The 18976-nt window shown below is 71.0% G+C and carries 16 protein-coding genes and 1 tRNA gene; 11 read left to right on the forward strand and 6 right to left on the reverse strand.

Going from position 1 to position 18976, the window contains the following annotated elements; genetic code table 11:
* The first annotated feature begins 181 nt into the window (after positions 1–181).
* The 6 genes from QT196_RS16190 to QT196_RS16215 all read left to right on the forward strand — a co-directional run bounded on the left by QT196_RS16190 (position 182) and on the right by QT196_RS16215 (position 5026).
* A tRNA-Gln gene (locus QT196_RS16190) sits at positions 182–253 on the forward strand.
* Between the two features lie 132 nt (positions 254–385).
* Positions 386–1843, forward strand: a complete 1458-nt coding sequence (gene glmU / locus QT196_RS16195) for a bifunctional UDP-N-acetylglucosamine diphosphorylase/glucosamine-1-phosphate N-acetyltransferase GlmU (RefSeq protein ID WP_290355125.1) — start codon at positions 386–388, stop codon at positions 1841–1843.
* A gap of 72 nt (positions 1844–1915) precedes the next feature.
* Entirely contained in the window at positions 1916–2890 is a 975-nt protein-coding gene (locus QT196_RS16200) for a ribose-phosphate diphosphokinase (protein ID WP_018091057.1), read from the forward strand.
* Between the two features lie 206 nt (positions 2891–3096).
* Positions 3097–3693, forward strand: coding sequence for a 50S ribosomal protein L25/general stress protein Ctc (locus QT196_RS16205; RefSeq protein ID WP_168479587.1), 597 nt, complete (start codon positions 3097–3099; stop codon positions 3691–3693).
* Between the two features lie 143 nt (positions 3694–3836).
* Entirely contained in the window at positions 3837–4424 is a 588-nt protein-coding gene (gene pth / locus QT196_RS16210; RefSeq protein ID WP_085926434.1) for an aminoacyl-tRNA hydrolase, read from the forward strand.
* Positions 4425–4504: 80 nt separating this feature from the next.
* Entirely contained in the window at positions 4505–5026 is a 522-nt protein-coding gene (locus QT196_RS16215) for a hypothetical protein (protein WP_168479589.1), read from the forward strand.
* A gap of 71 nt (positions 5027–5097) precedes the next feature.
* Here the strand turns inward: QT196_RS16215 and ppc are convergent, their stop codons facing one another.
* A complete protein-coding gene (gene ppc / locus QT196_RS16220) occupies positions 5098–7821 on the reverse strand; it encodes a phosphoenolpyruvate carboxylase (RefSeq protein WP_168483784.1) in 2724 nt (907 codons plus the stop codon).
* Positions 7822–8162: 341 nt separating this feature from the next.
* Here ppc and QT196_RS16225 point away from each other — a divergent pair, with 341 nt between their 5' ends.
* Positions 8163–9176 (forward strand): fatty acid desaturase, encoded by a 1014-nt coding sequence (locus QT196_RS16225; protein WP_168479591.1) that lies wholly within the window; start codon positions 8163–8165, stop codon positions 9174–9176.
* A gap of 21 nt (positions 9177–9197) precedes the next feature.
* On the forward strand, positions 9198–9881 hold the full coding sequence (locus QT196_RS16230) for a TetR/AcrR family transcriptional regulator (protein WP_168479593.1): 684 nt from the start codon (positions 9198–9200) through the stop codon (positions 9879–9881).
* A 125-nt stretch (positions 9882–10006) separates the two neighbouring features.
* Here the strand turns inward: QT196_RS16230 and QT196_RS16235 are convergent, their stop codons facing one another.
* A complete protein-coding gene (locus QT196_RS16235; RefSeq protein WP_290355126.1) occupies positions 10007–10831 on the reverse strand; it encodes a trans-aconitate 2-methyltransferase in 825 nt (274 codons plus the stop codon).
* Between the two features lie 165 nt (positions 10832–10996).
* Here QT196_RS16235 and QT196_RS16240 point away from each other — a divergent pair, with 165 nt between their 5' ends.
* The 3 genes from QT196_RS16240 (at position 10997) to QT196_RS16250 (ending at position 14577) form a co-directional block, all read left to right on the forward strand.
* Entirely contained in the window at positions 10997–11494 is a 498-nt protein-coding gene (locus tag QT196_RS16240; RefSeq protein WP_085926438.1) for a MarR family transcriptional regulator, read from the forward strand.
* 182 nt (positions 11495–11676) lie between these two features.
* Complete coding sequence (locus QT196_RS16245) at positions 11677–12471, forward strand: SDR family NAD(P)-dependent oxidoreductase (RefSeq protein WP_085926439.1); 795 nt, start codon at positions 11677–11679, stop codon at positions 12469–12471.
* Positions 12472–12558: 87 nt separating this feature from the next.
* Positions 12559–14577 (forward strand): beta-galactosidase, encoded by a 2019-nt coding sequence (locus QT196_RS16250; RefSeq protein WP_266738886.1) that lies wholly within the window; start codon positions 12559–12561, stop codon positions 14575–14577.
* A 63-nt stretch (positions 14578–14640) separates the two neighbouring features.
* Here QT196_RS16250 and QT196_RS16255 read toward each other — a convergent pair whose 3' ends face one another.
* The 4 genes from QT196_RS16255 to galT all read right to left on the reverse strand — a co-directional run bounded on the left by QT196_RS16255 (position 14641) and on the right by galT (position 18916).
* A complete protein-coding gene (locus QT196_RS16255) occupies positions 14641–15408 on the reverse strand; it encodes a response regulator transcription factor (RefSeq protein WP_168479598.1) in 768 nt (255 codons plus the stop codon).
* 270 nt (positions 15409–15678) lie between these two features.
* The gene (gene galK / locus QT196_RS16260; RefSeq protein WP_266738887.1) at positions 15679–16875 is read right to left on the reverse strand and encodes a galactokinase; all 1197 of its coding nucleotides are present in this window, start codon (positions 16873–16875) and stop codon (positions 15679–15681) included.
* Complete coding sequence (gene galE, locus QT196_RS16265) at positions 16875–17849, reverse strand: UDP-glucose 4-epimerase GalE (protein WP_168479600.1); 975 nt, start codon at positions 17847–17849, stop codon at positions 16875–16877. Before galE ends, galK begins: the two co-directional genes overlap by 1 nt.
* Positions 17846–18916 (reverse strand): galactose-1-phosphate uridylyltransferase, encoded by a 1071-nt coding sequence (gene galT, locus QT196_RS16270; RefSeq protein ID WP_168479601.1) that lies wholly within the window; start codon positions 18914–18916, stop codon positions 17846–17848. The genes galE and galT overlap by 4 nt, the downstream gene beginning before the upstream one ends.
* Between the last annotated feature and the right edge of the window lie 60 nt (positions 18917–18976).

The raw sequence follows: 18976 nt of genomic DNA on the forward strand, positions 1-18976 counted from the left end.
TTCCCCTGCCCCGTTATCGGCCACAGCCAGGCTGTTACGAGCATCCGGACCGAGCCGCTCCGCTCCTCCGGGTGCGGCAAAGCGCAGAGCTATACCGTCGCATCGAAGGCTGGTGGTACGGCATAGTGTTGGGTGCCGAGCGGCCGGACCGACGCGATGTCCTGTTTGGGTCGCTCTACTATCCCCTGTGGTGTAATTGGCAGCACTGAGGCTTTTGGTGCCTTATGTCCGGGTTCGAGTCCTGGCAGGGGAGCACATGCACAACGGGCGAATTTCCGGGTCCTGACCACCACGTCAGGACCCGCCCGCGTTTCGGCTGCAATACGCACCGGTATCCTTCGGATGACCACCACCCGAAGTAGCCAAGAAGCCGAAGGGCATCCCCGTGAGCGCCAACCGCCCGGCAGCCGTCGTCGTTCTCGCAGCGGGTGAGGGCACCCGCATGAAGTCGGCGACCCCAAAGGTCCTGCACACCGTCTCCGGCCGCTCCCTCGTCGGCCATGTCGTCGCCGCCTCCCGTGAGCTGGACCCCGAGCATCTCGTCGTGGTCGTCGGCCACGCCCGTGAGCAGGTGCAGGCACATCTCTCCGAGGTCGATCCCGACGTGCGCACCGCCGTGCAGCACGAGCAGAACGGCACCGGTCACGCGGTGCGGACGGCTCTGGAGGAGCTGAGCCAGAGCGGTGTGGCCATCGACGGCACGGTGATCGTCGTCTGCGGCGACACCCCGCTGCTGACCGGCGAGACGCTCCGGCTGCTCGGTGACACGCACGCCGCGGACGGCAACGCCGTCACGGTGCTGTCGGCCGAGGTGCCGGACGCCACGGGCTACGGGCGCATCGTGCGCGAGGAGAGCTCCGGCGCGGTGACCGCGATCGTCGAGCACAAGGACGCGAGCGTGGCGCAGCGGGCGATCCGGGAGATCAACTCCGGGGTGTTCGCCTTCGACGGCCGGCTGCTGGTCGACGCGCTCGGCAAGGTGCGTACGGACAACAGCCAGGGCGAGGAGTACCTCACGGACGTGCTGGGCATCGTGCGGGAGGCCGGGCACCGGGTCGGTGCCGCGGTGGCCGTCGATCACCGGGAGATCCTGGGGATCAACAACCGGGTGCAGCTGGCGCAGGCGCAGCGGCTGCTGAACGACCGGCTGCTGGAGCAGGCGATGCTGGCCGGCGTGACCGTGGTGGACCCGGCGTCGACCCTGATCGACGTGTCGGTGACCTTCGAGCCGGACGCGACGGTGCACCCGGGGACCCAGCTGCTGGGTGCCACGCATATCGCGTCGGGTGCCGAGGTGGGTCCGCATTCCCGGCTGACGGATACGTCGGTGGGCGCGGGCGCGGTGGCGTCGTTCACGGTGGCCGAGGGCGCGCGTATTGGCGCCGGGGCGAATGTCGGGCCTTACGCCTATCTGCGTCCGGGAACGGATCTTGGCCCGAAGTCGAAGGCCGGTGCGTACGTGGAGATGAAGAACGCGTCGATCGGCGAAGGCACGAAGGTGCCGCACCTTTCATATGTGGGGGATGCGACGATTGGTGAGTTCACCAATATCGGTGCGGCCAGTGTCTTTGTGAACTACGACGGTGAGGCGAAGCACCACACCACGGTCGGTTCACATTGCAGGACGGGGTCGGACAACATGTTTGTGGCTCCGGTCACGATCGGGGACGGCGCTTATACGGCGGCCGGCTCGGTTATCACCAAGGATGTGCCCCCGGGTTCGCTGGCGGTCGCGCGTGGCCAGCAGCGGAATATCGAGGGTTGGGTCGCGCGCAAGCGGCCTGGAAGTGCCGCCGCGCAGGCGGCTTCGTCTGCTCGCCAGGAGTCCGAGGGCGAGCGGTGATCGTGCAGAGGGCACGCCGTGCGGGGCGTACCGTGATGAGCGCACGCAAACTGTGATTCGAGGAGATTTGCTGTGACCGGGATCAAGACGACCGGCGAGAAGAAGCTGATGCTCTTCTCCGGCCGCGCCCACCCCGAGCTTGCCGAGGAGGTCGCGCACCAGCTGGGTGTGGGCCTGGTCCCGACGAAGGCATTCGACTTCGCCAATGGCGAGATCTATGTCCGCTATCAGGAGTCGGCGCGTGGCGCGGACTGCTTTTTGATTCAGAGCCACACGGCTCCGATCAATAAGTGGATCATGGAACAGCTGATCATGATTGATGCGCTGAAGCGGGCCTCGGCCCGGAGCATCACCGTGGTCGTGCCGTTCTACGGTTATGCGCGGCAGGACAAGAAGCACCGCGGCCGTGAGCCGATTTCGGCGCGGCTGATCGCTGACCTCATGAAGACGGCGGGTGCGGACCGTGTCGTGACGGTGGATCTGCACACCGACCAGATCATGGGCTTCTTCGACGGCCCTGTGGACCACCTCTTCGCGCTGCCCGTTCTCGCGGACTACGTGGGCGCGAAGGTCGACCGCGAGAAGCTGACGGTCGTGTCGCCGGACGCGGGCCGGGTGCGGGTGGCGGACCGCTGGTGTGACCGTCTGGGCGCGCCGCTGGCGATCGTGCACAAGCGGCGTGACAAGGACGTGGCGAACCAGGTCACCGTCCATGAGGTCGTCGGCGATGTGAAGGACCGGGTGTGTGTCCTGGTCGACGACATGATCGACACCGGTGGCACGATCTGCGCGGCGGCGGACGCGCTGTTCGCGAATGGCGCCTCGGACGTCATCGTGACGGCGACGCACGGTGTGCTGTCGGGTCCGGCGGCGGACCGGCTGAAGAATTCGAAGGTGAGCGAGTTCGTGTTCACGAATACGCTGCCGACGCCTTCGGAGCTGGAGCTGGACAAGATCACGGTGCTGTCGATGGCACCGACGATCGCCCGTGCGCTGCGTGAGGTGTTCGAGGACGGTTCGGTGACGAGCCTCTTCGAGGAGCAGTGAGTCAGCGGCACCGGACGGGCCTGTGAGGTAGTCCGGGTCTGATCGACTTTGGGGCGGCCTTCCGGCCGGGTAGACTCGTGGAGTTGCTCGGCGAGGGAGGCCGCCCTTTTGTGGTGGCTGTCCGTTATCGACGCGCTCTTCGTAGCAGGTCTGTCGTGGGCCGGGTGACGCCCACCAGATGTTTCTGAGATACGAGGAGTGCAGTCATGGCTGAGGTCAAGCTCGACGCCCAGGTCCGTACCGACTTCGGTAAGGGCGCCGCCCGTCGTGCGCGCCGCGCCGACCTGGTTCCCGCGGTCATCTACGGCCACGGTGCGGAGCCGCAGCACGTGGCGATCAACAACCACGCGCTGATGATGGCCCTGAAGACCCCGAACGTGCTGCTGCGCCTGGAGTTCGACGGCAAGAACGAGCTGGTCATCCCCAAGGCGGTGCAGCGTGAGGCCATCCGTGGCTTCCTGGTGCACGCGGACTTCCTGGCCGTGAAGAAGGGCGAGAAGGTCAACGTCGAGCTGCCGATCCACACCGAGGGCGAGCTGGCCCCGGGCGGCAACCTGCTCGAGTACTCGCTGAACACCCTGCCGGTCGAGGCCGAGGCCACCCACATCCCGGAGTCGGTCACCGTCTCCATCGCGGGCCTGGACGCCGGTCACTCGGTGCAGGCGAAGGACATCGCACTGCCGGCCGGTGTGTCGCTGGCCGTTGAGGACGACGCCGTGGTCCTCCAGGTCGTCGCCGCGCAGGCCGAGGCACCGGCCGAGGAGGCCGCCGCGGGTGAGGGCGCCGAGGGCTCCGAGGCCTGAGTCGTTTTTCGCTGAGACGCGTTCTCGGCGCTTTGTCCAGCCGCTGCCGCGCGCCTTTGGGCGCGGGGTGGCGGTTGGGCTGTTTCATGGGCAGTTGCGGTCGGGGCCGGCGGGTGTGGCCGGCGGATGTGGGAGTGGCTGAGATGGCGGACGCTGATCCGTGGCTGGTGGTGGGGCTGGGTAACCCGGGCCCGGAGTATGCGCGTAATCGCCACAATGTGGGCTTCATGGTGGCGGATTTGCTGGCGGAGCGAATGGGCGGCCGTTTCAAGGCGCACAAATCACGGGCGCAGGTGGTGGAGGGGCGCTGTGGTGCGCCGGGTCCGTCGAGCCGTCGTGTGGTGGTGGCGAAGCCGGGGACTTTCATGAATCTGTCGGGTGGGCCGACGACCGCGCTGCGGGATTTCTACAAGGTGCCGGTGGCCAACATCGTGGCGATTCACGATGAGTTGGATATCGATTACGGTGCGCTGCGGCTGAAGCTGGGCGGCGGTGACAACGGTCACAACGGCCTGAAGTCGATCACGAAGTCGCTGGGGGCGGAGTATCACCGGGTGCGGTTCGGCATCGGGCGTCCGCCGGGCCGGATGCAGGTGGCGGATTTCGTGCTGAAGGACTTTTCCGCAGCGGAGCGGCGGGAGTTGGACTATTTCGTGGACCGTGCGGCGGATGCGGTGGAGACGCTGATCGTCGACGGTCTGGAACGGGCGCAGAGTACGTACAACTCCTGAATGGGACAGGTGTGGTCAGGCTCTGACGAACCGTTTTCGGAGGTTGACCGGGTGCTGGTGGATGGCCAAGGATCGCCGCCATGCCCAGAAGCAGCACGCGCACCCGTTCGGTCAGACGTAGTCGTTCCCGGCGGGTCGGTGAGAGCGCCTATGGGGCGCTGCTTGTCGCCCGGGTGGGGCTGATGGGTCTGCTGGCGGCGCTCCTGCTGGTGGCGGGGGTGTGGACGTCCTGGCAGACGGCGCAGTACGCGATGCTCGTCAAGGGGCGGAGCCGCGGCATGATGACGGTGTCGGCCTGTGCGGGTGAGCGGTGCACGGGCCCGTATGCGCCGTCGTCGGGTGACGCCGGGCGGCTGGCGAAGGTGTCGATCGCGGAGGGGGCCGCGGACAAGGGCACCCGGGTCGAGGTGACGGTCAAGCCGGGGACGACGCACGCGATACGGACCGGGGCGGCCGGGATTCTGCATGCGTGGGTGCCGTTCGCCGGCTCGTTGCTGCTGGCGGCGCTGGTGGTGGCCGGGGGCATGCGGCTGCGGCGTACGGCATGGGTGATGGGGCTGCTGGGCGCGGTGTTGCTGGGCGCGGCGTTCGCGGCTCTCTAGAAGCTGATACGGCGGCGGCCCGTCCTCCTTGGTGGAGGGCGGGCCGCCGCCGTATGTGGTGCCGGGCCGGGTCAGCCGGTGTTGCGCAGTCCGGCGGCGACGCCGTTGACGGTCAGCAGCAGGGCGCGGGCGAGGACCGGGTCGGCCTCCTCGCCGCGTTCGGCGGCGCTGCGCTGGCGGTCCAGCAGCGAGACCTGGAGGTAGGAGATCGGGTCCAGGTAGGCGTCGCGGATGTGGAAGGTCTGCTTGAGGACCGGGTTGGAGTCCAGGAGTTCCTTTTCGCCGGTGACGCGCAGGACCTCGGCGACGGTGAGCTCGTGCTCGGCCTTGATGACGTCGAAGACGTGCTTGAGCTCGTCGGGGACCAGGGTGTCGACGTAGTGCTGGGCGATCCGCAGGTCGGTCTTGGCCAGCGTCATGGTGACGTTGGACAGGAAGTTGCGGAAGAAGTGCCAGTACTCGTGCATCTCGTCCAGCACGCTGTCGAGTCCGGCCTCGCGGGCGGCCTTGAGGCCGGTGCCGACGCCGAACCAGCCGGGGACGATCTGGCGGGACTGGGTCCAGCCGAAGACCCACGGGATGGCGCGCAGTCCGTCGAGGCCGGCGCCGGAGTCGGGGCGGCGGGACGGGCGCGAACCCAGGTGGAGCTCGGCGAGCTGGTCGACGGGGGTGGCGGCGAAGAAGTACGCGGGCAGGTCCGGGTCCTCCACGAGGCGGCGGTAGGCGCCGTGGGCGGCCTCCGAGACCCTCTCCATGGCCGCGTCCCAGCGGGCCAGCGCCTCGTCGGACTGCCGGGGCTCCGTGTGCAGGGCGGAGGCCTGGAGGGTGGCGGCGACCGTCAGCTCCAGGTTCTCCCGCGCCAGCGACGGCACCAGGTACTTGTCGGAGATGACCTCGCCCTGCTCGGTGACCTTGATCTCGCCTTCGAGGGTGCCGTACGGCTGGGCGAGGATCGCGTCGTGCGAGGGGCCGCCGCCACGGCCGACGGTGCCGCCGCGGCCGTGGAAGAGGCGCAGCCGTACGCCGTGCCGGTGGGCGACGTCGCGCAGCAGGCGCTGGGCGCGGTGGATCTCCCACTGGGAGGTGGTGATGCCGCCGAACTTGGAGGAGTCGGAGTAGCCGAGCATGACTTCCTGGACGTCGCCGCGCAGGGCGACCAGACGCCGGTAGGAGGGGTCGGCGAGCATCTCGTCGAGCAGCTGGTCGGCGATCTTCAGCTCGTCGGTGGTCTCCAGCAGCGGCACGATGCCGACCTTGGCCCAGCCGGCGTGCAGGTCGATCAGACCGGCCTCACGGGCGAGGACGGCGGCCGCGAAGACGTCGTCGGAGCCGGCGCACATGGAGATGATGTAGGACTCGATGACCTCGGGGCCGAAGGTGTCCTTGGCCTTGAGGATGGTGCGGAAGACGCCGAGCGTCTTGGCGCCGGCCTCGTCGAGCGGGGCCGGGGTGGGGGCCAGCGGACGGCGCGAGCGCAGTTCCTTGGCGAGGAGCTTGCGGCGGTAGTCGCGCGGCATGTCCACGTAACGCCAGGACTCCTCGCCGAGGCGGTCGAAGAGCTGGCCGAGGGCGTGGTGGTGCGCGTCGGCGTGCTCGCGGATGTCCATGGTGGCGAGCTGGAGGCCGAACGCGGCGATGGTGCGCAGGGTGCGCTCCAGACGGCCGTCGGCGACCAGGCCGCCGCGGTGTTCGCGCAGCGAGGTCTGGATCAGCGCGAGGTCGTCGAGGAGCTCCGCGGTGCCGAGGTAGTCGCGGCCGGGTACGTGGGGGGTGTCGCCGGCCAGCCGCTCGCGGGTGTTGACGAGCTTCTGCCGGATGCAGGTGGCCTTGAGGCGGTAGGGCTCTTCGCTGTTCAGCCGCTTGTAGCGGGGGCTGATCTCGGGCAGCACCTCGAGGTCGCGCTGGAGGGACTCCAGCAGCTCGTCGGTGGCGCCGCAGTTGCGGATGGAGTTGGACAGCGCGCCGCGCAGCTCGTCGACGTGCTCCAGGGCGTCGGTGATGCCGTGCTCGTGCTGGAGCAGCAGGACGTCCCAGGTCACCTGCGGGGTGACGTTGGGGTTGCCGTCGCGGTCGCCGCCGATCCAGGTGCCGAAGGTCAGCGGGCGGGTGCCGGCGGGCAGCTCGGTGCCGGCCCGCTCCAGCTCGGCGGCGAGGTCCTCCAGGACGTCGCCGACCGCGCCGCGGCCCAGCTCGTCGAGGTAGTAGATGGCGTTGCGGGCCTCGTCGGTGGGCTCCGGGCGGGCGACGCGCAGCTCGTCCGTCTGCCAGATGAGGTCGATGTTCTCGGCCAGGCGGAGGTCGGCGCGACGGCGCTCGCCGTCGGGGCTGTCCAGCAGCTCGGCGACCTTGCGGAGCTTGGTGAGGACGGAGCGCCGGGCGGCCTCGGTGGGGTGCGCGGTGAAGACGGGGCGTACGCCGAGGTTGGCGGCGGTCGCGCGCAGGTGCTCGGGGTCGGCGTCCTTCAGCATGTCGGCGGTGCGGGCGAGGATGCTGCCCTCGGCGGCACGCCGGGCACCCAGCTCGCGGCCGCGGTGGACCTGCTCGGTGACGTTCGCGAGGTGGAAGTACGTGGAGAAGGCGCGCACCAGCTTGGCGGCGGTGGCCAGGTCGGTGTCGCCCAGGAGCCCGGCAGCTGCCTCGCCGTCGGAACGGGTCAGGGCGCGTACCTGCTCGACCAGGTCGAGCAGTTCCTTCCCCTCCTGCCGGACGAGGGTCTCGCCGAGGAGATCACCGAGGCGGCGGATGTCGGCACGCAGGGCGACGTTGTCGCTCGGGCCGACTTCGGGGCCTTCGATGGACACGATCTCGGCTGGAGTGTTGTCGGCGCTGCTCACAGGTGCGGCTCCTTGCGGCGATCAGGGACGTCGCACGTGACCCGTGGGTGGGGTCGGAACGGGCGACGGGTTGGGCGGGTCTGATGCGGGCGGGTTGCGGACCGCGCTGTCCGACGTCCCAGGATAGGTCTGCCCAGCTTCCGCAGATCACACCGTCCGCAGGGTGGGCACTGCGTCACAGCCGGGCGGGTGTGGCGCCTGTCACGGCCTTGCCGGGGGTGGCGGCACTGCCATACTTACGAGACCGTAGGTTACGGTTCCGTAGCCGTAGCCGTGCCCCCGAGCCCCCGACGAGGGACACCATGACCGCTGGTCCTGAAGCCGTAGAAGATCCCCCGATTCCCGCCGATTCCGCCGTCGGTGCGGCCGCCGGTGCGCCGGCCGCGTCCGCGACGCTCGGCGGTGAGCAGCGCAGGTCGGTCGAACAGATCTCGCTCCTGCTGTTCATCACCGTCCCGTTCGTGGCGCTGGTGGCCGCGGTGCCACTTGCCTGGGGCTGGGGGGTGAGCTGGCTCGACCTGGCGCTGATGGTGACGATGTACTACATCGGCTGCCACGGCATCACGATCGGCTTCCATCGCTACTTCACCCATGGTTCGTTCAAGGCGAAGCGGCCGCTGCGGATCGCGCTCGCGATCATGGGGTCGCTGGCCGTGGAGGGACCGCTGGTGCGCTGGGTGGCGGATCACCGCAAGCACCACAAGTTCTCCGACGCCGAGGGCGACCCGCATTCGCCGTGGCGCTTCGGCGAGACGGTGCCCGCCCTGATGAAGGGCCTGTGGTGGGCGCACATCGGCTGGATGTTCGACGAGGAGCAGACGCCGCAGCAGAAGTACGCACCGGACCTGGTCAAGGACCCGGCGATCCGGGCGGTCTCCCGCCAGTTCGTGCTGTGGACCGCGGTCTCGCTGCTGATCCCGCCGCTGGTGGGCGGCCTGGTGACCTGGTCCTGGCAGGGCGCGCTGAGCGCGTTCTTCTGGGGTTCCCTGGTCCGGGTGGCCCTGCTGCACCACGTCACCTGGTCGATCAACTCCATCTGTCACGCCGTCGGAAAGCGCCCCTTCAAGTCCCGTGACCGCTCCGGGAACGTCTGGTGGCTGGCCGTCCTCTCGTGCGGCGAGTCCTGGCACAACCTGCACCACGCGGACCCGACCAGCGCCCGGCACGGGGTGCTGAAGGGGCAGCTGGACTCCAGCGCCCGCTTGATCCGCTGGTTCGAGAAGGCGGGCTGGGCGTACGACGTCCGGTGGCCGGACGCGTCGCGTCTCGATGCCCGACGCGCGGAGAAGGCCGCCGGGGGTGCCGCCCGGCGCTAGCGAGGAAGGCATGATTGACGGGTGGCGATCGACGACAGCAGTACCAGCGGCAACAAGGGCAAGTCTTCCTCCGCGGGCACGCGGCGGGCCCGCAGGGTCCGGATGACCGGTGCGGAGCGCCGGGAGCAGCTGCTGGACATCGGTCGCACGCTCTTTGCCGAGCGGGGCTACGAGGGCACCTCGGTGGAGGAGATCGCGGCGAAGGCCGGGGTGTCCAAGCCGGTGGTCTACGAGCACTTCGGCGGCAAGGAGGGCCTGTACGCGGTGGTGGTGGACCGCGAGATGCGGCAGCTGCTGGACATGGTGACGGGCGCACTGACCGCCGGCCATCCCCGCGAACTCCTCGAACAGGCCGCCTTCGCGCTGCTCGACTACATCGAGACCTTCACCGACGGTTTCCGCATCCTGGTCCGCGATTCCCCCGTGGCCCAGTCGACGGGCACCTTCGCCTCTCTCATCAGCGATATCGCCACCCAGGTCGAGGACATCCTGGGCCTGGAATTCAAGGCCCGCGGCTTCGACCCGAAACTCGCCCCCATGTATGCCCAGGCCCTGGTCGGCATGGTCGCCCTCACCGGACAGTGGTGGGTCGACACCCGCAAACCGAAGAAGGCCGAGGTGGCGGCCCACCTGGTCAACCTGGCCTGGCACGGCCTGGGCAATCTGGAGGCCAAGCCGCGGTTGATAGGGCATCGGAAGAACTGAGGCCCCGTACCGGCCCCGTACCGGCGGCGTCCTGCGCGGCGAGCCGGAGGTGGTCGGGGCCGGTGGTCACGGCGTGGGGTCACCTCGGAGGGGGAGCGTCGGGGTGTGACCGTGGGCGGCGGGCCTCAGCCGTCAGCCGGTTTGCGGGCCACGGCGAAGATGCGGCGGAACGGGAAGACCGTGCCGTGCGGGCCGGTGGGGTAGGCCTTGCGGAGGGCGTCGCGGTATTCGGCGAGGAAGGCTTCGCGGGCGGCCGGGTCGTGCTCCAGGGCGGTGAGGACGGGGCGCAGTGCGGTGCCCTTGACCCAGTCGAGGACCGGATCGTCGCCCGCCAGGAGCTGGACGTAGGTCGTCTCCCATACGTCGGCGGCGCAGCCGAGGTCGGCGAGGCGCTCCAGGTAGTCGCCCGGTTCGAGGACATGGACGAAGCGGCGGCCGTGGGTGGTGAGCCGCTCGCGCCACTGGGGGGCGTCACACAGTTCGCCGAGGAGGGCGTGGCTGGGTGAGGTGAAGTTGCCGGGGACCTGGAAGGCGAAGGTGCCGCCGGGGGCGAGGGCCTCGATCCAGCGGGCGAAGGAGTCCGGGTGGTTGGGGACCCACTGGAGGGCCGCGTTGGAGACGATCAGGTCGTAGGTCTCCTCGGGCGTCCAGTCGGCGGCGTCGGCGGGGGCGAAGTCGAGGTGGCCGCCGCCCGGGGTGGGCCCGGCGTAGGTCTCGGCTTCCTTGAGCATCTCCGGGGAGTTGTCGTATCCGGTGATGTGCGCGTCGGGCCAGCGGGTGGTGAGCTGGGCGGTGACGTTGCCGGGGCCGCAGCCGAGGTCGGCGATGCGGGCGGCGCGGTCCTGCCGGGGCAGGTCGGGTATCCGGTTGAGCAGGTCGTGGAACGGACGGGTACGGTGCCCGGAGTGGCGGAGGTATTGCTGCGGATCCCAGGTTGGTGCGTCGTGCATGTTCGAAACCCCTTTGCCGATGCAGGGCTGATACAAGGCTGGCACGGTCTGGTTCGGGCCGTCTCGGCTGGAAACCGAGCCCCCGCCGACGATGCCCCATAGTCCAGCGGAATATATCTCGACGTCAAGAGACTTCATGTCGACAGACCCTCTACACTGATCGTCATGGAGGACGAGGTCGACCGACTGGTCGCAGCATGGCGCCGCGAGCGCCCGGACCTCGACGTGGAGCCGCTTGAGGTCCTCAGCCGCGTCTCCCGGCTGGCCAGACACCTTGACCGGGCCCGCCGTATCGCCTTTTCCGAGGTGGGCCTGGAGCCCTGGGAGTTCGATGTGCTCACCGCGCTGCGGCGCGCCGGGGCGCCGTATCAACTCTCCCCCGGGGCGCTGCTGACACAGACACTGGTCACCTCGGGGACGATGACCAACCGCATCGACCGGCTGGCCAAGAAGAACCTCGTCGAGCGGCTGCCCGACCCCAGCGACCGGCGCGGCGTGCTGGTCAGGCTGACCGCGGAGGGCCGCGACAAGGCCGACCGGTCGCTGGCCGGACTGCTGATCCAGGAGCGCGCGATTCTCGCCGAGCTCTCCCGGCAGCAGCGCGGTGAACTCGCCGGGCTGCTGCGGAAGTTGACCGGCCCGTTCGACAACACCCCCGGCTAGCGGCTCAGAGTCGCGGCCGCCCCGGGCGCGTCCGGAGAGGCTTCCCGCACCGGCGTACGACCGGTTGGCGCACCGCATTTGGCGGCGCGAAAGAAGGTGGCGCACGCCCCCTGACTCCTTGTGCGCCCCTCTCCCCCTCTGCACCCTTGCCCGCCGCTCGCCCCGTGGGCTTGGATCGCGCCATGAGCCAGCAGCGCGCATCGCATCCGCCGAACGGCCCGTACGGCAGGCGGTTCGAGGGCCGTACGGTCCTGGTGACCGGGGCCGCCGCCGGGATCGGGGCGGCCACCGCCGACCGGCTGGCGGCCGAGGGCGCCGGGGTGCTGCTGCTGGACATCGACGACGCGCGCGGCGAACGCACCGCGCGGCGCATCCGGGCGGCCGGCGGCCATGCCTCGTACGAGCACTGCGAGGTGGCGGCCGAGGACGACTGGCGGCGGGCCGTCGAGGCGGCGCGGCGGCGCTACGGCCCGGTGGACGGGCTGGTCAGCAACGCCTTCCTGGCGCAGGTCGCGGCCGCGGACCACACCTCGCTCGCCGACTGGGACCGGCAGTTGGCGGTCAACCTCACCGGTTCGTTCCTCGGCGTACGGGCCGCCCTGCCGGATCTGCGGGCGCGCGGCGGCGCGGTGGTACTGACCTCGTCCGTGCACGCCCTGGTGGGGCTGCCGGGGCGGCCCGCCTACGCCGCGGCGAAGGCCGGGCTGACCGGCCTGGGCCGTCAACTGGCCGTCGAATACGGGCCGGAGGTGCGGGTCAACAGCGTGCTGCCGGGTCCCGTGCTGACCGCGGCCTGGGACGGGATCGGCGAGGAGGAGCGGCAGGCCAGCGCCGCGGAGACGGCGGCGCGACGGCTGGGGCGGCCCGAGGAGGTCGCCGCGGTCATCGCCTTTCTGCTCTCCCCCGAGGCATCCTTCGTCACCGGGGCGAGCCTCGTCGTCGACGGCGGCTGGAGCGTGTACAAGAACTCCTCGTGAGGTGTGCGCCGTGCCTGCCGGCGGCGCGGCGGCGGCGCCCTGTCCGGCTTCGATCCGTAGGGAATCCATCGACCCGTAGGGGAATCCATGGGCATCCATTTCGGCGGCGACTACAACCCCGAGCAGTGGCCCGAGGAGGTGTGGGCCGAGGATCTGAAGCTGATGAAGGCGGCCCATGTCACCATGGTCACCGCCGGGATCTTCTCCTGGGCAAAGGTCGAACCCCGGCCCGGGGCCTGGGACTTCGGCTGGTTCGACCGCGTCATGGACGGGCTGGCGGGCGCCGGGATCGCCGTCTGCCTGGCGACCATGACCGCCTCGCCACCACCGTGGCTCTCCCGCGCGCACCCGGAGATCCTGCCCGAGGACGCCGACGGCCGGCGCCGCTGGCCCGGCGGCCGTCAGCACTACTGCCCCTCCAGCCCCGTCTACCGCGCCCACGCCGTACGCCTCGTCGAACAGCTCGCCACCCGCTACGGCGATCACCCCGCGCTCGCCCTGTGGCACATCGGCAACGAGTACGGCTGCCACACCCGCCACTGCTACTGCGACGTGTCGGCGGCGGACTTCCGACGCTGGCTGCGTGAGCGGTACGGGACCGTCGACGCGCTCAACGCCGCCTGGTCGACGGCCTTCTGGTCACAGGCGTACGGCGACTTCGACGAGGTGCTGCCGCCCCGCACCGCGCCCACCTTCCCCAACCCCGCCCAGCAGCTGGACTATCTGCGCTTCGGCGACCAGGCGCTGCGCGCCTGCTATCTGGCCGAAAAGCAGGTGCTGGAACGCGTCACCCCAGCGATTCCGGCCACCACCAATCTGATGCCGCAGCACAAGCCGGTCGACGCCTTCGCCTGGTCGCCCCATATGGACACGATGGCGCTGGACTTCTACCAGGATCCCTATGTGCCCGACGACCACGTCCGGGCCGGCTATGTCTTCGATCTGATGCGCTCGGCGCGCTCCGGGCAGCCCTGGATGCTGCTGGAACAGGCACCGGGCGCGGTCAACTGGCGGCCCCGCAACGGCCCCAAGCCACCCGGCGCGATGCGGCTGTGGAGCTGGCAGGCCGTCGCCCAGGGCGCGGACGCGGTGCTGTTCTTCCAGTGGCGGCAGTCGCTGGGCGGCGCGGAGAAGTTCCACTCGGCGATGCTGCCGCACGGCGGGACCGACACCCGCCTCTTTCGCGAAGTGACGGAATTGGGGCGGGAGTTGGCATCGCTTCCGGGGATCGAGGGGACCCGGTCGCGGGCCGAGGTGGCGCTGCTGGCGGACTGGCACAGCTGGTGGGCGCTGGAGCTGGACTCCAAGCCGTCGACCGCCCTGGACCACTCCCGTATCGCGCTGGACCACTACCGGCCGCTGTTCGAGGCAGGCGTGGCCTGCGAGGTGCTCCCGCCGCAACGCGACCTGTCCGGCTACCGGCTGGTCGTGGCGCCCAGCCTGTATCTGCTCACCGCACCGGATGCCGAGCGGCTGGCCGCCTATGTACGCGACGGCGGACAGCTGCTGGTGTCGTTCTTCTCCGGCATCGTCGACGAGCACGACCGGGTGCACCCCGGCGGCTACCCGGCGCCGCTGCGGGCGCTGCTGGGGCTGCGGGTGGCGGAGTTCTGGCCGCTGGACGAGGGCCGGTCAGTGGGCGTCGGCGGCGGGACTTATACGGGCCGGGCGGACCTGTGGTCGGAGGCCCTCGACCTCGAAGGGGCCGAGGCGCTCGCCCACTTCACGGACGGGGAGCTGGCCGGCCGCCCCGCGGTCACCCGGCACTCCTACGGGCGCGGCACGGTCTGGTACGTCGGCACCCGACTCGAACCGGCGCTGATGCGGACGCTGCTGGACGATGTCCGCGCGGCGGCCGGGGTGGCCCCCGTACTGCCGGGTCTGCCACCGGGCGTCCAGGCCACCGTCCGCGAGGGCACCGGCGGACGCTATCTCTTCCTGCTCCACCACGGGGCGGAGGCCGTCGAGGTCGGGCTGCCGTCGCCGATGCGGGACGCGCTCGCGGGAGCGGACGGGGCGGCCGGGGCCGGAGTTGGGGCCGGGGCCGGTCCCGTCGACCGGATCACGCTGGGCCCCCGGGGCGTGGCCGTGCTGACGGAGCCCTGAGGCGACGGGCCGGAGCCAGGGCGGTGAGCGTCCCTCACCGCCGCCGCGCCCCACCCCACCCCGTCACGGCACCGGCACCGACGCCGCGGCCGCCGTCTCCAGCTCGACCGGGCCGACCCCGGCCCGGCGGGCCAGGGCCACCGCCGCGAGGGTGGAGTGCACGCCGAGCTTGCCGAGCACGTTCTGCATATGGGTACGGACCGTGTGCGGGGAGAGGAACAGCCGCTCGGCGACCGCCTTGCGGCCCAGGCCGGCCACCATGCAGCGCAGCACCTCACGCTCGCGCGGAGTCAGGGACTCCACCAGCCGCTCGCTCTCCGAACGGTGCTTGCGCGCGGCCGTCAGCTCCCGCAGCACACCGGTCAGCAGCGCGGGCGGCAGATGCGTCTCGTCCCGGAGGACGCCCCGGATGACGGCGAGCAGCCGGGACAGCGAGCAGTCCTTGGCGACCCAGCCGGAGGCACCGGCCTGCAGGGCGGCGGCCGCGCGGCGCGGGTCGTCTCGGTCGGCGAGGACGACGGTGCGCAGATACGGATGGCTGGTGCGCAGGCCGGAGACCAGCGCGATACCGTCCCGCGGCACGGCGCGCGGTACCGCGTCGCGGGCCGCTCCCTGGGCGGGCACCGCGAGCAGCGGCGCGGCGAGATCGGCGTCGGCGAGCAGCACGTCGAAGCGGCGGCCGTCGGTGGCCGCGCGGTCCAGATTGCGCAGGGCAGCGGGGGCGCTGCCCGCGGCCGCGACGTCCACGTCCTGTTCCGCGGCGAGCGCGGCCGCCAGGGATTCGGCGAAGATGCGGTGGTCGTCGACCACCAGAACCCGGATGCGTTGCACAGAGACCCCCTGTCTCGGTGAACGGACCATAGCGGGCACGACGCCCGGATTGAAGATCGCCTCAGCCGCACGGCCGCCGCCGTGCCGACATGACTACCCCACCCCGGGCGCCGTACCCGAACGGTCTCGCCCCCTGATCGGCACCGGCCCCCACCGGTGCAGGTTCCCAGCGTACGGACGGGGTGCGGCGAGGGAAGGTGATTGGCGAAACTGCTCCGCCGGCCGGGCCATTCGGTGCCTGTCCGGCGGCTTCACGCCGTCCGGCGCGCCCTACGCGACGCGGTGCGCCCCCGCGCCGGCGACGGCGTCGAAGATCCGCGGGGCGGCATGACCGGCCGCCGCGAACGCCTCGGTGACCGCCGCGCCGACGGCCGTGGCGGCCGCCTCCTCGACGAGCACGATGGCCGAGCCGCCGAAGCCGCCGCCGGTCATCCGGGCCCCGAGGGCGCCCGCGGCCAGCGCGGAGTCGACGGCGAGATCGAGTTCACGGCAGGAGATCTTGAAGTCGTCGCGGAGCGAGGCGTGACCGGCCGTCAGCAGCGGGCCGATGGCGCGGGTGCGGCCCGCGTCGAGGCAGCCGATGACCTCTTCGACGCGGTGGTTCTCGGTGACGATGTGCCGGACGAGGGCCTGGACGACGGGCTCGCCGGCCAGCCGGGCCAGCGCCTCGGGCAGATGCTCGTAGGGCACCTCGCGCAGGGCACGCACCCCGAGCGCCCGCGCGCCACGCTCGCAGCCGGCGCGCCGCTCCGCGTATGCGCCGTCCCCCAGCTCATGCTTCACCCGGGTGTCGACCACGAGGAGCCGCAGCCCCTCCCCCGCCAGGTCGAACGGGACCTGGCGCCGGGTGAGGTCGCGGGTGTCCAGGAACAGGGCGTGGCCCTCGGTGCAGCAGGCCGCGGCGGTCTGGTCCATGATTCCGCAGGGCACGCCGACGAAGGCGTTCTCGGCCCGCTGGGCGAGCTGCGCCAGCCGCTGCGGCTCCTGGCCGAGCGCGTACAGGTCGTTGAGGGCGAGCGCGGTGACGACCTCCAGGGCGGCGGAGGAGGAGAGTCCGGCGCCGGTCGGCACCGTGCTCTCGAAGTGCAGATCCGCACCGCCGACGGGCAGACCGGCCTCCCGCATCGCCCAGACGACGCCCGCCGGGTAGGCGGCCCAGCCTCCCTGGGGGGCGGGCCGCAGCTCGTCCAGGCGCAGTTCGACGATGCCGCCGTCGGCGCCGCCGGAGTGCAGCCGCAGCACCCCGTCGGTGCGGGCCGAGGCGGCGGCGAGGGTGGTGTGCGGGAGGGCGAGCGGCATCACGAAACCGTCGTTGTAATCGGTGTGTTCACCGATCAGGTTGACCCGGCCGGGCGCCGCCCAGGTGCCCGTGGGGGCGGCGCCGTACACCGCGGCGAACTGCGCGGCGGTGTGCTGAGCGCGGTGCGGGCGCTCGGTGGCCGGGACGGCGGCTCCGTGTGCGGTCATCAGGACTCCTTGGTCCGGTCGAGGTGCTGCGCGAACTCCCAGGCGTCGGCGACGATGCCGGCGAGGTCGGCGCGGGCGGGCCGCCAGCCGAGGCGGTCGGTGGCGGTCTGCGCGGAGGCCACCAGCACGGCGGGGTCGCCGCCGCGGCGCGGGGCGACCACCTCCGGGATGGGGTGCCCGGTGACCTTGCGGACGGTCTCGATGACCTCGCGGACGGAGAAGCCGTTGCCATTGCCGAGGTTGCAGATCAGATGCTCACCGGCGGTGGCCGCGTCGAGGGCGAGGAGGTGGGCCTCGGCGAGGTCGGCGACGTGGATGTAGTCGCGGACGCAGGTGCCGTCGGGGGTGGGGTAGTCCTCGCCGAAGACGGAGATCGCCGCGCGCTTGCCCTGGGCGACCTGGAGGACCAGCGGGATCAGGTGCGACTCGGGGTCGTGGCGCTCACCGCAGCTGCCGTAGGCACCGGCGACGTTGAAGTAGCGCAGCGAGACGGCGGCCAGACCGTGGGCGGCGGCCTCGCCGCTGATCATGTGGTCGACGGCGAGCTTGCTGGCGCCGTACGGGCTGGTGGGCGCGGTCTCGGCGGTCTCGGTGATCGGGGTGGACCGCGGCTCGCCGTAGGTGGCGGCGGTGGAGGAGAAGACGAGGGTGCGGACCCCGGCGTCGCGCATCGCGGCGAGCAGGTCCATGGTGCCGCCGACGTTGTTGCGCCAGTACTTCTCGGGGTTGACGACGGACTCGCCCACCTGCGAGAAGGCGGCGAAGTGCAGCACCGCGTCGTAGGAGGGGTCGAGCCACTTCGCCGCGTCCTGGATGCGGCCCTCGATGAAATGGGCACCGGCGGGGATGCCCTCGCGGTGGCCGGTGGACAGGTCGTCCAGCACGGTCACCTCGTGACCGGCCTGGAGCAGATGTGCCGCGACGACGCTGCCGACGTATCCCGCACCACCGGTGACCAGGTACTTCTTGCTCACTCGCTCGCTACCTCTCGCAGTCGGTCGGCCGCGGCCTCCGGCGGCACGTCATTGATGAACACGTTCATGCCGGATTCGGAACCCGCGAGAAACTTCAGCTTGCCGGAAGTACGGCGGATGGTGAAAAGCTCGAGGTGAAGCGCGAAATCTTCACGGTGCTCCGCGCGCGGCGGCGCCTGGTGCCAGGCGGCGATGTACGGCGTGCGGGCGGCGGGCGCCGGCTCCCCGCTCCCGCCGCCGGGCCCCTCGAAGATCCGGTCGAAGCGCCGCAAGACTTCCAGATAGAGCTGTGGGAATTCTGTGCGCGCGGCGTCGTCGAGGGCGAGCAGGTCGGGGACCCGGCGCTTGGGGTAGAGGTGCACCTCGTAGGGCCAGTGGGCGGCGTACGGGACGAAGACCACCCAGTGCTCGCCCTCCAGGACGATCCGGCGGCCGTCGGCCAGCTCGTCGGCGACCGTGTCGTCGAAGAGGTTGCGGCCGGTGGCCTCGCGGTGCGCGGCGACCGAGGTGAGCATGCGCGCGGTGCGCGGGGTGACGAAGGGGTACGCGTAGATCTGGCCGTGCGGGTGGCCGAGGGTGACGCCGATCTCCGCGCCGCGGTTCTCGAAGCAGAAGACCTGTTCCACGCCCGGGAGTTGGGAGAGCTCCGCGGTGCGGTCGGTCCAGGCCTCCAGGACCAGGGCGGCCTGCTCCTCGGTGAGGTCGGCGAAGGAGGCGTCGTGGTCGGGGGTGAAGCAGACGACCTCGCAGCGGCCGCTGTCACCGGCGAGGGACGGGAAGCGGTTCTCGAAGACGGCGACGTCGTAGTCGGGGGCGGGGATCTCGGAGTGCCGGCCGTCCCTGGAGGGGCACAGCGGGCACTCGTCGGCCGGCGGGTGGTAGGTGCGGGCCTGGCGGTGCGAGGCGATGGCGACGGAGTCGCCGAGGAGCCGGTCGTGGCGGATCTCGGCGGCGGTGGCGACGGGGGCGAGGGGGCGGGGGTCGCGCTCGCCGCGGACCGCGTCGTCGCGCAGGTCGTAGTAGATGAGCTCCCGGCCGTCCGCCAGCCGGGTCGTCGTCTTCTTCACGGAGCTCCTCACACGCCGACCAAACACAAACAAACACAATGAAGCACAACTAAACAGCGT

The sequence above is a fragment of the Streptomyces sp. P9-2B-2 genome (assembly GCF_030406865.1).
In the GTDB taxonomy this organism is placed as follows: Bacteria; Actinomycetota; Actinomycetes; order Streptomycetales; family Streptomycetaceae; genus Streptomyces; species Streptomyces platensis.

What these genes read in the sequence shown, in the direction of transcription:
- QT196_RS16205 (WP_168479587.1), top strand. Translation starts at nt 3,097, where the DNA reads ATGGCTGAGGTCAAGCTCGACGCCCAGGTCCGTACCGACTTCGGTAAG.
- pth (WP_085926434.1), top strand. Translation starts at nt 3,837, where the DNA reads ATGGCGGACGCTGATCCGTGGCTGGTGGTGGGGCTGGGTAACCCGGGC.
- QT196_RS16215 (WP_168479589.1), top strand. Translation starts at nt 4,505, where the DNA reads ATGCCCAGAAGCAGCACGCGCACCCGTTCGGTCAGACGTAGTCGTTCC.
- QT196_RS16225 (WP_168479591.1), top strand. Translation starts at nt 8,163, where the DNA reads ATGACCGCTGGTCCTGAAGCCGTAGAAGATCCCCCGATTCCCGCCGAT.
- QT196_RS16235 (WP_290355126.1), bottom strand. Translation starts at nt 10,831, where the DNA reads ATGCACGACGCACCAACCTGGGATCCGCAGCAATACCTCCGCCACTCC.
- QT196_RS16240 (WP_085926438.1), top strand. Translation starts at nt 10,997, where the DNA reads ATGGAGGACGAGGTCGACCGACTGGTCGCAGCATGGCGCCGCGAGCGC.
- QT196_RS16245 (WP_085926439.1), top strand. Translation starts at nt 11,677, where the DNA reads ATGAGCCAGCAGCGCGCATCGCATCCGCCGAACGGCCCGTACGGCAGG.
- QT196_RS16250 (WP_266738886.1), top strand. Translation starts at nt 12,559, where the DNA reads ATGGGCATCCATTTCGGCGGCGACTACAACCCCGAGCAGTGGCCCGAG.
- galK (WP_266738887.1), bottom strand. Translation starts at nt 16,875, where the DNA reads ATGACCGCACACGGAGCCGCCGTCCCGGCCACCGAGCGCCCGCACCGC.